Consider the following 14,175-nt stretch of genomic DNA (forward strand, 5'->3'; position numbering starts at 1 on the left):
TTGTAGAAATTGGAACTATAGATATACACTCATGGTCAAAATGGAGGGAGAAACGATGCGGATAGTGAAGGCGGCTGACTGGGGAATGACGCGCCAAGTGGACTATGGCACCCCTGAGCAGATTGAAACGGTGAAGCGTATTGTGCGTGATGTGCGGCAAAAGGGAGATGCGGCTGTTCAGGAGTATACTTTAATGCACGATAAGGTTGGGATCTCTTCCGAACAGCTGCGCATTACGGAGTCGGACGTGGAAGCGGCATACAAGCGGGTGGAAGAATCGTTCCTGACGGCTATCCGGCAGGCCGCGGATAATATTCGCCGCTTCCATGAGAAGCAGAAGCGCACCTCTTGGATGGAATTCCAGCCAGACGGTACGCTGCTCGGGCAGATTGTACGTCCACTTAAGCGGGTAGGCGTCTACGTGCCTGGCGGCAAAGCGGCTTATCCGTCCTCCGTTCTCATGAATGTCATTCCCGCACAGGTGGCGGGGGTGCCGGAGATCGTCATGGTCACGCCGCCTGCAACCGGCGGCACAGATGGCATCGATCCATACATTCTCGTGGCCGCGGCGGAAGCGGGCGTGAAGGAGATGTACCGGGTCGGCGGCGCACAGGCCATCGCCGCGCTCGCATACGGCACGGAGACGATTGCGCCGGTCGACAAGATTTGTGGACCAGGCAACATTTATGTGGCGCTCGCGAAGCGGGAAGTATTCGGCGTCGTCGATATCGACAGCATCGCTGGTCCTTCCGAAATTGTGGTGCTGGCCGATGAGAACGCCCGGCCGTCTTACGTCGCGGCAGATCTGCTCTCGCAGGCAGAGCATGACGAGATGGCGTCAGCGGTGCTTATTACGAATTCCCCATCGCTCGCCGATGCGGTATCGGCGGAAGTAGATCGCCAGCTTGCAGTGCTGCCGCGTCGGGATATCGCGGCGGCATCAATCGAGCAATACGGAGCGATCCTCATCGTGGACGATTTGCGCGAAGGCGTAAAGATGGTCAACGAGATAGCGCCTGAACATTTGGAGATCTTGACGGAAGACCCGATGGAATGGGTCGGATCGATTGAGAACGCAGGGGCCATCTTCCTCGGCGCTTATAGCTCCGAGCCGGTCGGGGATTACTTTGCCGGACCGAATCATATTATTCCGACGAACGGGACAGCCCGGTTCTCTTCTCCGGTCGATGTCGATATGTTCATGAAGAAATCAAGTCTGATTCGATATAGCAAGGAAGCACTCCTGGCGAACGGTAAGACGATTATGGAGCTGGCGCGTCATGAAGGCCTTGAGGCGCATGCGCGTGCGATAGAGGTACGACTGCGGGATTGAACCTTGTTGCGTCGTATTCATTGCTGTCAGACATTATTACTATCATCCATTCATGCAAGCGCAACATGCTCGTTGCGATAATCTGCAAATCATTTTCGGATAGAAGGGTGGAACCACACATGACACAAAATGCTGCAAATCGCGTTCGCCAAGCGGACATCGCTCGCAAGACGAACGAGACGGATATACAATTATCGTTTCACGTTGATGGCTCAGGCAATAGCCGGCACGACACCGGCGTTCCGTTCTTGAATCATATGCTCGATTTGTTTACGAAGCACGGACATTTCGATTTGCAGGTCAAAGCGGTGGGAGACATTGACATTGATGATCACCATACGGTGGAGGATATCGGCATTTGTCTTGGACTTGCCCTGAAGGAAGCGCTGGGGGATAAGGCAGGCATTCGACGTTACGCGTCCGTATTCGTGCCGATGGACGAGGCATTGGCGCAAGTCATTATTGATGTAAGCAATCGTCCGCATTTCGAGTATCGGGCTTCATATCCTTCTGCACAGGTTGGTGCGTTCACTGTGGAGCTTGTTCATGAATTTCTATGGAAGCTGGCGCTGGAGGCCCGGATTACGCTGCATGTCATCGTGCATTACGGGCAGAACACGCACCATATGATTGAAGCGGTATTTAAAGCGCTAGGCCGTGCATTAGACGAAGCAACTTCCATCGATCCCCGGGTGCAGGGCGTGCCTTCTACGAAAGGGGTGCTCTAGCCCATGATCGCCGTCATCGATTACGGGATGGGTAACTTGCACAGCGTGAGCAAAGCGGTTGAACGGCTTGGATATGACGTCAAAGTTACGGATTCGCTTGCAGAGATGCTTGCCGCAGACGGCATTATTCTTCCTGGAGTCGGAGCCTTCGGCGATGCCATGCAAGCCTTGCAGGACAGCGGCTTGGACGACGCGCTGCGCAAGGCGGTGCAAGCCGGGAAGCAGACACTCGGCATTTGCCTTGGCATGCAGCTTCTCTTCAATGTAAGTGAAGAGCACGGGCAGCATACAGGGCTTGGACTTCTGCCAGGGCGCGTCACGCGATTCGAAGGGGGCTCCTATAAAGTGCCTCATATGGGCTGGAATCCGCTCAAGTGGCGGCAGCCGGCGCACCCGTTGACGGAAGGGCTGGAAGAGGGACACGTCTATTTCGTCCATTCCTATCACGTGCTTCCGGGCTCGGCAAGCGATGTGATCGCAACCTGCTCGTATGGCGGGAAGCAGGTCACATCCATCGTCGGGCGGGATAATGTATACGGCATGCAGTTCCACCCGGAGAAGAGCGGATCGCTCGGGTTGCAGCTTCTCGCTCGGTTCCTGAAGCTAACAGGCAACGCAAGGAATTAGATCTGCGGAAATGACTCGGTTACATCTAAACTAGGAGGCGAAACAGCTTATGGCGGCATTTACGATATATCCGGCCATTGATATTAGAGGAGGCCGATGCGTGCGATTAGTGCAAGGCGATTACGGCAGGGAGACGGTCTATGACGATCAACCGGTAGAGGTAGCCCAGCGTTGGGAAGCAGACGGGGCTGCTTGGATCCACCTTGTCGATCTAGACGGCGCGAAAGCCGGACACCCGGTCAATGACGGCCTTATTGCCGACATTGCGCGTTCCGTCAACGTACCTGTTCAAGTCGGCGGCGGCCTGCGCACGCTGCCCGATGTGGAACGTCTGCTTGAAGCCGGCGTGGCGCGCGTCATTCTCGGCACGGCTGCCATTGAAGACCGTGCGTTTGTGGAAGAAGCGCTTGCGCGTTATGGCGGGAGCATCGCGATCGGGATAGACGCCCGTGACGGATATGTTGCTACGCGCGGATGGCTCGAAACGTCGGAAGTCAAGGCCGAAGTGCTCGCTGGCGAGCTTGCTGGTGCCGGTGCAGAGACCTTTATTTTTACCGATATTTCGCGCGATGGCATGATGAAAGGCCCGAACGTCGAGGCAATCGTCGCTTTAGCGAAGTCATCCGGCCAGACGGTTATCGCCTCCGGAGGCGTCAGCAATCTGGATGATCTGCGCAAGCTGGCCGCGCATGCGGCAGATGGCGTCAGCGGAGCGATTGTCGGCAAAGCGCTGTATACGGGAAGCATCGACTTAGCAGAAGCGGTGAAGCTTGCGCTTGCCGCCGACAACGGATAGATGAAACGGAGGGGCTGACATGTTAGCGAAACGGATAATTCCATGCTTGGATGTAAAGGACGGCCGGGTTGTCAAAGGCGTGAACTTCGTCCAACTGCGCGATGCCGGTGATCCGGTAGAGCTAGCGGCGCTGTATGATCGTGAAGGCGCCGACGAGTTGGTCTTTCTCGATATTTCCGCTTCGGTGGAAGGGCGAACGACGATGATAGAGGTCGTTCGTCAGACAGCAGGGGAAATCTCCATTCCATTTACCGTTGGCGGCGGTATTTCCCATGTAGATGATATGATGCGAATTTTGCGCGCAGGAGCGGATAAGATCGGCATCAACACGGCCGCGGTCAAGCAGCCATCGCTTATTACGGAAGGTGCGCGGCGCTTCGGTTCTCAGTGCATCGTCGTCGCGATTGATGCAAGGTATAACGATGCATGGGGCGATTGGGAAGTATACACACATGGAGGGCGCACTCCGACTGGTATTCGTGCTGTGGCATGGGCGCAGGAAGCGGAGCAGCTCGGGGCCGGCGAGATTCTGCTGACGAGCATGGATGCGGACGGAACGAAGGATGGCTTTGACATTCGACTTACCCGTACTGTGTCGGATGAAGTTGGCATTCCTGTCATCGCCTCCGGTGGAGCAGGGAATGCGGCGCACTTTGTAGAAGCTTTCGCAGAAGGTCATGCAGATGCGGCGCTTGCGGCTTCTATTTTCCACTACAAAGAAGTGTCGATAGCAGAAGTGAAGACAGCGCTGCGAGAACAAGGGGTGAATGTGCGATGACAGCAATGCAGACAGCTATCCAGCGGGAAGAACTTGCAGATCAGCTGCAATGGAACGAACAAGGCTTGATTCCGACGGTTGTGCAGGATGCGGCTTCCAAGCAAGTGCTGATGGTGGCGTATATGAATCGGGAGTCGCTGAAGTTATCGTGTGAAAAGGGAGAGACGGTATTTTGGAGCCGCTCCCGTGAAGAGCTATGGCATAAAGGCGCGACCTCCGGCAATACGCAGCGCATCGTATCGATATCAGCGGATTGCGATCGGGACACCCTGCTCGTGCAAGTGGTGCCGAACGGACCGGCCTGTCATACGGGAAGTTATACGTGCTTCTTCGATGTATGCGCGGAGCAGGAGAGCAGCGAATCTGCCCCGCCGCTGTCTATCATCTCCGACCTGGAACGCATGATCGCAGAGCGTGAGGCGGAGCGCCCGGATGGGGCATATACGTCGTATCTGTTCGATAAAGGCATCGACAAAATATTGAAAAAAGTCGGTGAAGAAGCAGCCGAGGTTATCATTGCCGCGAAGAACGGCGATAACACCGAACTGCGGAATGAGACAGGCGATCTGTTGTTCCACTTGCTCGTCCTTCTTCGCGAGCGCAAGCTGCCTCTGGATGACGTGCTGGCTGAGCTGAAACGGAGACATCAGGCGCCACGACGGGATACGTATGACGAGCACGGAAAAGTGTAAGAGGATTACCTTCCTTTTTAAGGCGATTCAGCCCTAGCTGTCTTCTCAACCAAGAAGATAAGGGTGAATTGCCTTTTTTGTCATGACATTATGGAGCGGAGAATAGAGGATGAACTGAAGCCGTTCGCATGATCGTGTTCAAAGGCAGCGGCTGTGATTGAACAAGTTGTGAAGGTTGCTTGCAAGGGGGACAAATGTCGTGTTTGTTCGTTGATAGAACGCGAGATTCTCGGTATAATAAGATTAGAATTATTATCAACTGAAAACAGGAATCATTTAGAATGGTCCCAACGCATAAGGTGTCATGTAGACGAGTGGAGTTTGAGGCCGAGGTATTCATTTTCTCAATATGAGGGGGAACCTTACCGTATGCCGAGTAGTAAATTACGCATTTTCTCTGGCTCATCCAATCCGAAGCTCTCCGCACATATCTGCTCGGAATTGGGTGTGCCGCTAGGAAATGTGAAGCTGTCCCGCTTTCAGAGCGGAGAGATTTACGTCCACTTCGAAGAGACGATCCGCAATTGCGATGTATTTCTCGTTCAATCCTTCTCCCATCCGATTAACGAGCACTTTGTTGAACTGCTCGTCATGATCGATGCGGCGAAGCGGGCTTCTGCCCGTACGGTGAACATTATCGTTCCTTATTACGGCTACGCCCGTCAGGAGCGCAAGTCAGCGCCAAGGGAGCCGATATCGGCGAAGATGGTAGCGGATGTCTTGACGACGGTTGGCGCCGAACGCGTTATTACGATTGACTTGCATGCGTCCGCCATCCAAGGTTTTTTCAACATTCCGGTCGATCACTTGACAGCGCTAGATCTAATCAGTGGCTACCTGAAGGAGAAAGAGATAGCCAACCCGATTATCGTGTCGCCGGATGCTGGACGGGCATCCACCGCGGAGAAGCTTGCCGATCAACTGGATTCACCGTTCGCTATTATGATTAAGAAGCGCCCTGCCCACAATGAAGCGGTCATTACGCATGTCATCGGAGACGTGAAGGGACGCACCCCGATTATAATCGAGGACTTAATTGATACCGGTTCCACGATTGTGAACGTAGTCGATGGATTGAAGGTACGCGGGGCGGAAGATGTATTCGTATGCGCCACGCACCCGCTGTTCAGCGGGGAGGCGCTGCAGAAGCTTCAACACCCGAATATTCGCGAGGTTATCGTAACGGACTCCATAGCGCTTCCGGAGGAGCGTTCCGATGTCATTCGCGTATTGTCCGTTGCGCCTCTGCTTGCGGAAGCGACGCGCATCATTACGAACGGCGGATCGATCAGCACGCTGTTTAAGTACAAAGGCGTGTAGGTAATTAATAGCAGGGGATCGTTTTCAGCGATGGGACTTGCTCGTTGCTAACGCAGGCGTCTTCCGTAATTGGTCCGCCTGTCGCAGTTTTAAGGGCTCTATTTTTCCTTATGAAGGTTCGTGAAAGGGATGAGGGAAATGCGCGTCATTATGTTATACTGGGGGGTATGTGTACAAAAATGACGTGTCAGGAGGTGCCTTGGCGATGGCAGAACAGAAGCCACTGTGTACAAAAAAGGATCACGTGATGGAACAGGACAATGTGGTAGGGTTCCCGGCCGATGCTGTCGCGTTCTCGGAGCGCGCGGTAAAGTCGCTGGATCGGCTGCACTACGACAAGGCATTGAGATATTTTCGCAAGGCGGTTGAATGTGAGTCGGATAACCCGATTCACCAATGCAACTTGGCTGGGGCGCTCGCGGAAACAGGGAGCTTCGAAGAGTCGAATCAAATCTTAGCCTATATTGTAAATGAACTCGATCCGGAGATGAATGAGTGCTATTACTATATGGCGAACAACCTCGCTTATATGGAACAATTCGAGGAATCCGAAATAATGCTAGAGATGTACCTGGCTCGAGATCGTCACGGCGTATACGCCGAAGAGGCGGAAGAGATGCTGGAAATGATTCATTACGAATTGAATCGCCCATTTAATCCGGCTCGCCGAACGAATTCGGCAGAGGACGTTTCTGCGGAAGAGTCTTTTTCCGGGTCTTTGAACGGTGAAGCGGAAGATGAGTTCTTGGCAGAAAGAAATGATTACGAAGCTGCTGGAGGTATGCATGCTGCCGGGGATGCGAATGGAACGGCGAATGCGCCGGATGCTCCGGATGGACTAGAACAGACAGTAGAGGATCATGAGCAGGCCCGCCTTCTATTGGAAGCAGGGCGATTTGTCGAAGCGGAGAAAGTTCTGCAGCGAATTTTGGAGGCCGATCCCGATTTTTTGGCTGCACGCAACAATTTAGCGCTAGCCTATTATTACATGGGCCGATTCGATGAAGCGCGTGAGATGCTGAACGGGGTATTGGAGCGGGACTTGGGCAACTTGCATGCATTATGCAATTTGGCCATATTCGAGCGCCATGCCGGTCACGAGGATACGGTGCGGGCGCTGATCGATATACTGGTCAAGATCGAACCGTTCCACCGTGAACATGTGTTCAAGTTAGCCACGACGATGGGTATACTCGACGAACACGAGCAAGCCTATCGCCATCTGCACCGCCTGGTCGCAAGGGGGATGCAGCGTGAGCCAAGCTTGTATCATTATGCAGCGGTGGCAGCATGCCATATGGGCCGATATGACGAGGCGGCCCGATGGTGGGCATCTTGCCGCCGGCTGGATCCTGAATCTGGCGTAGCGACATACTTTTTGGAACAATTGCAGCAGCGGGGAGAAGGCGGACTCGATCCGATGCCAAGCTATCATTATCGACTTCCGTACGAGGAGACGAGCCGGAAGGCGCAGGAACGCGCCACTCGCTCCACAGCCCGGAAGCGGATGGAGGAATCGGCATCCACGATGGATTATGAGGAGGACTGGGAGCAGCAGATCAAATCCGATCCGCTCGTGCGCTCCTCTCTGTTTTGGGCGCTTCGGTTCGGTGAGCCGGAAGTGAGGCTTCAGGCGCTGCAAGCAATGAGCCTGCTGGCAGACGAGGAAGCGAAGGAAGCGCTGCGGACGCTGTTGCTTGACCCGGACCAAGATGCTTATATCAAGCAGGTTACGCTATATGTCCTGCGCATGTTAGGGGTAAAGGGACCTATCGATGTGCAGTGGGACGGTGAACGGATACAAATAAGCAGCAACCATATCGCCAATCGTCTGCCAACCTGGGAGCCGCATTGGCAGCAAGTGCTGGATATGGTGCGCGACTATATGAAAGAGGAATACGACCTCTTTCAAATGCACGATGCGGAGACGCTGTGGATTGAGTTCATTACGCACCTCTATCCCGATGAAGTGCCTCGTATTACGAAGGCTTCGAGCTGGGCGGCCGCATTGGAATATATCATAGCGAAGATGTACCGTCGCCCATTGTCTTATCAGGATGTTGCTGTGCGGTACGATGTATCCGCGGCGACGGTCGCCAAGCACGTAAAGCGTATGGAAGATACCTGTCAGGTGGAAGATAGATTAAAGCAAACTTTAACCTGATTATTGTAGAGGTTGTTTCGCAAGTTCCTTCTTGGTGCTGAAAATTCACTTTTTTTACAAGTATTTATTACACCACACTATACTGAGGGAGGCCTCACTTCTATGGAAAACAAAGTATACAAATCGGTTGTAATCGGCACGGGTCCTGCAGGATATACTGCGGCAATCTACTTGGCGCGCGCCAGTCTGAACCCGCTCGTAATCGAAGGTCCGCAGCCAGGTGGTCAGTTAACGACGACGACCGATGTAGAGAACTTCCCAGGCTTCCCTGAAGGCATCATGGGTCCTGAACTGATGGACAACATGCGCAAGCAAGCCGAACGCTTCGGCACGGAGTTCAAGTCGGGCTGGGTCACGAACGTGGACTTGTCCAAGCGCCCGTTCACGCTTCAAGTGGAAGGCATCGGAGAGATTGTGACTGAATCGTTAATCGTAGCGACTGGCGCTTCCGCACGATATCTGAACATCCCGGGCGAGCAGGAGAACTTGGGTAAAGGCGTAAGTGCCTGCGCGACTTGCGACGGCTTCTTCTTCCGCGGGAAGAAAATTGTCGTAATCGGCGGCGGGGACTCGGCGATGGAAGAAGCGAACTTCTTGACTCGCTTTGCTTCCGAGCTGACGCTGGTGCATCGCCGTGATGAACTGCGCGCTTCGAAGATTATGCAAGATCGTGCAAAGGACAACAGCAAGATCAAATGGGCTTTGAACCGAACGCCGCTTGAAGTCGTTGGAACCGGCATGGGCATTACCGGATTGAAAGTGAAGAACAACGAAACAGGCGCCGAGGAAATAATTGAAACGGACGGGTTGTTCGTCGCTATCGGCCATAAGCCGAATACGGATTTCTTGAAAGGGAACGTTGAGTTGAACGACCAAGGCTATATCGTCGTGAAGCCAGGCACGTCCGAGACGAACATTCCAGGCGTATTCGCAGCCGGCGACGTTCATGATATGAAATATCGCCAAGCAATTACCGCCGCGGGCTCCGGATGCCAAGCCGCCCTCGACTGCGAGAAATTCCTCGAAGGCAGCATGACGCATGACTGGAGCAGCACGTTGAGCAACTAAATCAGCGGTCCGTTCCGTCGGTTTTCCCTATTACATTTTGGATGAACGGAGCCCGCGGGCTCCGTATTTTTCATCATGATTTTCCGATTTTCGGATCCATTTCAACGGCAGGCCGTTCTCTTGACCTGACTAAAGGGTTCGCGTATAGTGGGTACTGAAGTACCATACGATTATGAGTAAAAGGTGGATGACGCATGTCTGAGCAAATCTACGTGGGTGTCGATTTGGGAGGTACGGCAATCAAAGTCGGTATTTGCGATGCGGAAGGACGACTTCTGCAAACGTTTGAAGGGCCGACAGAGGTTCCCAAAGGTCCCGATATCGTCATGGATAACATCGAGAAATATATTCGCCAAATCGTGGAGGAGTCGCCTTACGATTGGAGCCAAGTGGCTGGAGTCGGCGCGGGAGTTGCAGGATTTACGAATGTAAAGGAAGGCGTTATCGTGCTGGCGCCCAACGTAGGATTTAAGGATGTGCCGATTCGTTCCATATTGGAAGAACGTCTTGGCAAGCCGGTCAAGATCGATAATGATGCGAATGTTGCCGCGCTTGGCGAAGCATGGAGCGGAGCGGGCAAAGGAATCGACCACTGCGTTTGCTACACGCTGGGCACAGGTGTTGGCGGTGGGATTATTATTCATGGGAAGATCGTTCAAGGCTTCGCCGGATTAGCTGGAGAGCTCGGCCATATCGCCGTTATTCCGGATTTGGAAGCGATTCAGTGCGGATGCGGCAAGATGGGCTGTCTGGAGACCGTATCTTCGGCAACAGGTATTATTCGCATGGCGAAAGATGCCGTGGAACGCGGTGATCGCACTTCGCTTTCCTTAGTGGAAGACATTACGGCCAAGGATGTATTCGACGCTGCCAAAGCCGGCGACGAAGCGGCCAGCCGAATCGTCTCCCGCGCTGCTTATTATTTGGGGAAATCGATGGCTGCTGTTGCAGTGACACTGAATCCAGAACGGTTTATTATTGGCGGCGGCGTGTCCAAAGCCGGCGAGTTCTTATTTGACCAAATCCGTGAAACGTTCATGAAACTAACACCTGATCCGGTTACGCGCGGCGTATCGATTGTTCCAGCGGAACTTGGCAATGATGCAGGTATGATTGGTGCGGCAGGTTTGTTCTTGCGTTCGTAGTCGGCGACGGTAAGGGAGAGGACGAACGATGATCGAATCGACAGAGATGACAGCACTCGCGAAACTCGTCATTATTACAGGGATGTCCGGTGCAGGAAAGACAATAGCAGTTCAAAGTATGGAGGATCTTGGATTTTTCTGTGTGGACAATTTGCCTCCGGTTCTCATACCGAAGTTTGCAGAGCTTATTGAGCAATCCAAAGGGAAGATCGGGAAAGTAGCGCTCGTTATTGACTTGCGAGGGCGTGAATTTTTTACGGCCTTATCTGAATCCTTAAATTATATCCGAGAGCACTATACGATTAATTGTGAAATTTTGTTCTTGGATGCGACCGACGCGGTATTAGTGCAGCGTTACAAGGAAAGCCGCCGTCGTCATCCACTCTATCCGAACGGGCTGCCGCTTGAGGGCATCAAGCAGGAGCGGAAGCTGCTGGAGGATTTGAAAGGATGGGCGACGCAGGTCGTTGATACGAGCAATCTGAAGCCGGCGCAGCTGAAAGAGCGAATCGTGTCCCGGTTCACGCATACGGATCAGAGCACGATGTCGGTGAATGTGACCTCATTCGGCTTCAAATACGGTGTTCCAATCGATGCGGACTTAATATTTGACGTACGCTTTTTGCCAAATCCGCACTATGTTGAACAGCTGCGTCCTCGAACGGGACAGGATATTGAAGTATACGACTACGTCATGAAATGGCCGGAGACTCAGGCTTTTTTGACGAAGCTGCTCGATATGCTTAATTTCCTGCTGCCGCAGTACCGTAAGGAAGGGAAAAGTCAGGTCGTAATCGGTATCGGATGTACCGGTGGAAAGCATCGTTCCGTTGCCGTGGCAGAATATTTGGGTCGTATGATCGGCGCCAGCGACACGGAAGTCGTTCGTGTGAGTCACCGTGATGCCGAGCGGGATCGACATTAGTGGAGGTCGCTATGGCACGTAAAGGAGAAGAGCGTGAACTTCCGCGTATCGTGGTGATGGGTGGCGGAACAGGGCTGTCCGTCATGCTGCGCGGGCTCAAAGAGAAGCCGCTTGATATTACTGCCATCGTTACAGTGGCGGATGATGGGGGCAGCTCAGGCATTCTGCGCAGTGAATTACAGATGCCGCCTCCGGGGGATATTCGCAGCGTGTTGACGGCGCTGGCCGATGTCGAGCCCTCTCTGTCTGAAATGTTGAAGTATCGCTTCCAGAACGGTTCCGGTCTGGCTGGTCACAGCTTGGGGAACTTGATTCTTGCGGCAATGACCGATATTACCGGAGACTTTGTATCTGGAATACGAGAATTAAGCCGTGTGTTGGCTGTCCGGGGACGTGTGCTTCCGGCGGCTGATCAGGCAGTGGTGCTGAAGGCAGAGATGGCCGATGGAACGATTATCGAAGGGGAATCGTCCATTCCGAAGGCAGGGCAACGAATTAACAGGGTGTTTCTTGAGCCTGAATATGTGGAGGCGCTGCCGGAGGCGGTAGCGGCGCTGGAACAAGCGGATGCCATTCTAATGGGTCCAGGCAGCTTATACACCAGCATTATTCCAACTTTGCTCGTTCCGAAGCTGGCTCAGGCGGTACGGGAATCCGATGCGGTGAAAATATTTGTATGCAACGTGATGACTCAGCCGGGAGAAACCGATGATTACGCGGTGAGCGATCACTTGATGGCCGTACAGCAGCATGTCGGCACTCAGATGTTCGACTATGTCATTGTCAACGACGGAGAAATACCGCCGCAAGTACAGGATCGTTATGCCGAACAAGGGGCAAAGGCGGTTCATTTGGACTTGGAGGAAGTGACGAATCGAGGCTATAAGGTCATTGCGGACTCGTTAGTATTATTCCGAACGTATTTGCGTCATGATGCGGATAAACTTAGCCATCATATATATCAGCTGGTGGAGAATTGGATGCTACGAAAGAGGTGAGTGACGATGTCTTTTGCGGCACAGACGAAAAAAGAATTAACAATGGTTGAATCCGAACCGTGCTGCGAAAAGGCGGAACTGTCAGCGCTTATGCGTATGAATGGTTCAGTACAGCTCTCCTCGAATCGCAAAATCATTTTGGATATTTCGACGGAAAATGCAGCGATTGCCCGCCGCATTTATACGTTGATTAAAAAGTATTTTCAGGTGCATACTGAACTTCTCGTTCGTAAAAAAATGCGCTTGAAGAAAAATAACGTCTATATCGTGCGCATTCCGACGCGCGTGCAGGAGATACTCCATGAGCTGTACATCGTATCGGAAGGATTTCAGTTCACGGATGGTATAGAGAAACGGATAATCGCGCACAATTGCTGTAAGCGGGCTTATTTGCGCGGAGCATTCATGGCAGGAGGTTCGGTGAACAATCCCGAAGGATCCTCCTATCATCTGGAGATTTCTTCGATGTATGAAGAGCACTGCAAGGCGCTTGTGGACTTGGCCAATGAATTCCATCTGAATGCGCGGTTCATTGAGCGGAAGAAGGGCTTCGTCCTGTACATTAAAGAGGGCGAGAAGATCATCGAGTTCCTTAATATTATCGGTGCGCATCAAGCACTGTTCAAATTCGAGGATGTCCGGATTATGCGCGATATGCGCAATTCCGTGAACCGCATTGTGAATTGTGAGACCGCAAACTTGAATAAGACAATAGGTGCTGCTGTAAGGCAGATTGATAATATCCGCTTGATTGAGAAGGAATTGGGCTTAGAACAGCTCCCAGAGAAGCTGCGAGAAGTGGCTGAAGTGCGTCTGGCGCATCCGGATATCAACCTGACGGAAGTAGGAGAGCTTCTTAAAGGAAAGGTGAGCAAGTCAGGCGTCAACCATCGCCTGCGCAAAATCGATGAGCTGGCCGAGCGAATTCGCAACGGATAACGGTCTGGGAAACGAAGTGAAACAACTTTATTCCTAGTTTAAAATCGTTTATAATGCTATAATGTGATAAAATGAAGCAAAGCGGCGTAAATTTGTGTTAAAGTAAACTATACATGAAATATAGGGGGTATGATTCGCATGGCTCAACAACCAGTTGTCGTACGTTTGAAGACAGGATTGCACGCTAGACCTGCGGCCTTGTTCGTTCAAGAAGCGAATAAATATTCTTCGGATATCTTCGTTGAGAAAGAAGATAAGAAAGTGAATGCGAAGAGCATTATGGGGATCATGAGTCTCGCAATCAGCTCCGGTACGACCATTACCATTACGGCCGACGGTGCGGACGCCGATCAGGCTGTAAGCGCTTTAGTCGTGCTCGTGAGCAAGGAAGAATTGGAGAACTAATCGTTACTAACGCGATTTGATTTACGTATGAATGATACGCAGCTGCTACCCACAGCTACCCACAGAAGAGAAGAGCCTCAAGGCTCTTTCTTTTTTTTGTTTTTAAGGACTGTTTAAGTTCTGTGGAGCGAAAAATCAAAACGTAACTTTACCCATGCCGGAGAAGGCATGCCTGTTCCATTCATTGCCTTACTCTCCCCTTCATTCAGAATGGCAGCTGGCAGCCCTCGTCCCTTTCAAACGGGAATATGTAATGG

General features: G+C 52.5%; 14 protein-coding genes. All 14 read left to right on the forward strand.

What is annotated here, in order from left to right; genetic code table 11:
• Window positions 1–55: 55 nt before the first annotated feature.
• The 14 genes from hisD (at window position 56) to LQV63_RS02940 (ending at window position 13,918) form a co-directional block, all read left to right on the forward strand.
• The gene (hisD, locus tag LQV63_RS02875) at window positions 56–1,333 is read left to right on the forward strand and encodes a histidinol dehydrogenase (RefSeq protein WP_233695578.1); all 1,278 of its coding nucleotides are present in this window, start codon (window positions 56–58) and stop codon (window positions 1,331–1,333) included.
• A 119-nt stretch (window positions 1,334–1,452) separates the two neighbouring features.
• Window positions 1,453–2,061: an imidazoleglycerol-phosphate dehydratase HisB gene (gene hisB / locus LQV63_RS02880; RefSeq protein ID WP_019421944.1), complete on the forward strand. Its 609-nt coding sequence runs from the start codon at window positions 1,453–1,455 to the stop codon at window positions 2,059–2,061.
• Window positions 2,062–2,064: 3 nt separating this feature from the next.
• Entirely contained in the window at window positions 2,065–2,688 is a 624-nt protein-coding gene (gene hisH, locus LQV63_RS02885) for an imidazole glycerol phosphate synthase subunit HisH (RefSeq protein WP_019421945.1), read from the forward strand.
• A gap of 49 nt (window positions 2,689–2,737) precedes the next feature.
• Window positions 2,738–3,484, forward strand: a complete 747-nt coding sequence (gene hisA / locus LQV63_RS02890) for a 1-(5-phosphoribosyl)-5-[(5-phosphoribosylamino)methylideneamino]imidazole-4-carboxamide isomerase (protein WP_233695579.1) — start codon at window positions 2,738–2,740, stop codon at window positions 3,482–3,484.
• Window positions 3,485–3,503: 19 nt separating this feature from the next.
• Window positions 3,504–4,262, forward strand: coding sequence for an imidazole glycerol phosphate synthase subunit HisF (gene hisF / locus LQV63_RS02895; protein WP_019421947.1), 759 nt, complete (start codon window positions 3,504–3,506; stop codon window positions 4,260–4,262).
• On the forward strand, window positions 4,259–4,954 hold the full coding sequence (gene hisIE, locus LQV63_RS02900) for a bifunctional phosphoribosyl-AMP cyclohydrolase/phosphoribosyl-ATP diphosphatase HisIE (RefSeq protein WP_233695580.1): 696 nt from the start codon (window positions 4,259–4,261) through the stop codon (window positions 4,952–4,954). Before hisF ends, hisIE begins: the two co-directional genes overlap by 4 nt.
• Before the next feature lie 369 nt (window positions 4,955–5,323).
• Window positions 5,324–6,274: a ribose-phosphate diphosphokinase gene (locus LQV63_RS02905; RefSeq protein WP_019421949.1), complete on the forward strand. Its 951-nt coding sequence runs from the start codon at window positions 5,324–5,326 to the stop codon at window positions 6,272–6,274.
• 205 nt (window positions 6,275–6,479) lie between these two features.
• A complete protein-coding gene (locus LQV63_RS02910; RefSeq protein ID WP_019421950.1) occupies window positions 6,480–8,438 on the forward strand; it encodes a tetratricopeptide repeat protein in 1,959 nt (652 codons plus the stop codon).
• Window positions 8,439–8,540: 102 nt separating this feature from the next.
• Entirely contained in the window at window positions 8,541–9,506 is a 966-nt protein-coding gene (trxB, locus tag LQV63_RS02915; protein WP_233695581.1) for a thioredoxin-disulfide reductase, read from the forward strand.
• A 194-nt stretch (window positions 9,507–9,700) separates the two neighbouring features.
• Window positions 9,701–10,651: an ROK family glucokinase gene (locus tag LQV63_RS02920; protein ID WP_019421952.1), complete on the forward strand. Its 951-nt coding sequence runs from the start codon at window positions 9,701–9,703 to the stop codon at window positions 10,649–10,651.
• Window positions 10,652–10,679: 28 nt separating this feature from the next.
• Window positions 10,680–11,576, forward strand: a complete 897-nt coding sequence (rapZ, locus tag LQV63_RS02925; protein ID WP_233695582.1) for an RNase adapter RapZ — start codon at window positions 10,680–10,682, stop codon at window positions 11,574–11,576.
• A gap of 11 nt (window positions 11,577–11,587) precedes the next feature.
• On the forward strand, window positions 11,588–12,574 hold the full coding sequence (locus LQV63_RS02930; protein WP_019421954.1) for a gluconeogenesis factor YvcK family protein: 987 nt from the start codon (window positions 11,588–11,590) through the stop codon (window positions 12,572–12,574).
• Window positions 12,575–12,580: 6 nt separating this feature from the next.
• Entirely contained in the window at window positions 12,581–13,513 is a 933-nt protein-coding gene (gene whiA, locus LQV63_RS02935) for a DNA-binding protein WhiA (RefSeq protein WP_019421955.1), read from the forward strand.
• Window positions 13,514–13,651: 138 nt separating this feature from the next.
• Complete coding sequence (locus LQV63_RS02940) at window positions 13,652–13,918, forward strand: HPr family phosphocarrier protein (protein ID WP_019421956.1); 267 nt, start codon at window positions 13,652–13,654, stop codon at window positions 13,916–13,918.
• The last annotated feature ends 257 nt before the right edge of the window (window positions 13,919–14,175 follow it).

Source organism: Paenibacillus profundus, from assembly GCF_021369635.1.
Taxonomy (GTDB): domain Bacteria; phylum Bacillota; class Bacilli; order Paenibacillales; family Paenibacillaceae; genus Paenibacillus_B; species Paenibacillus_B profundus.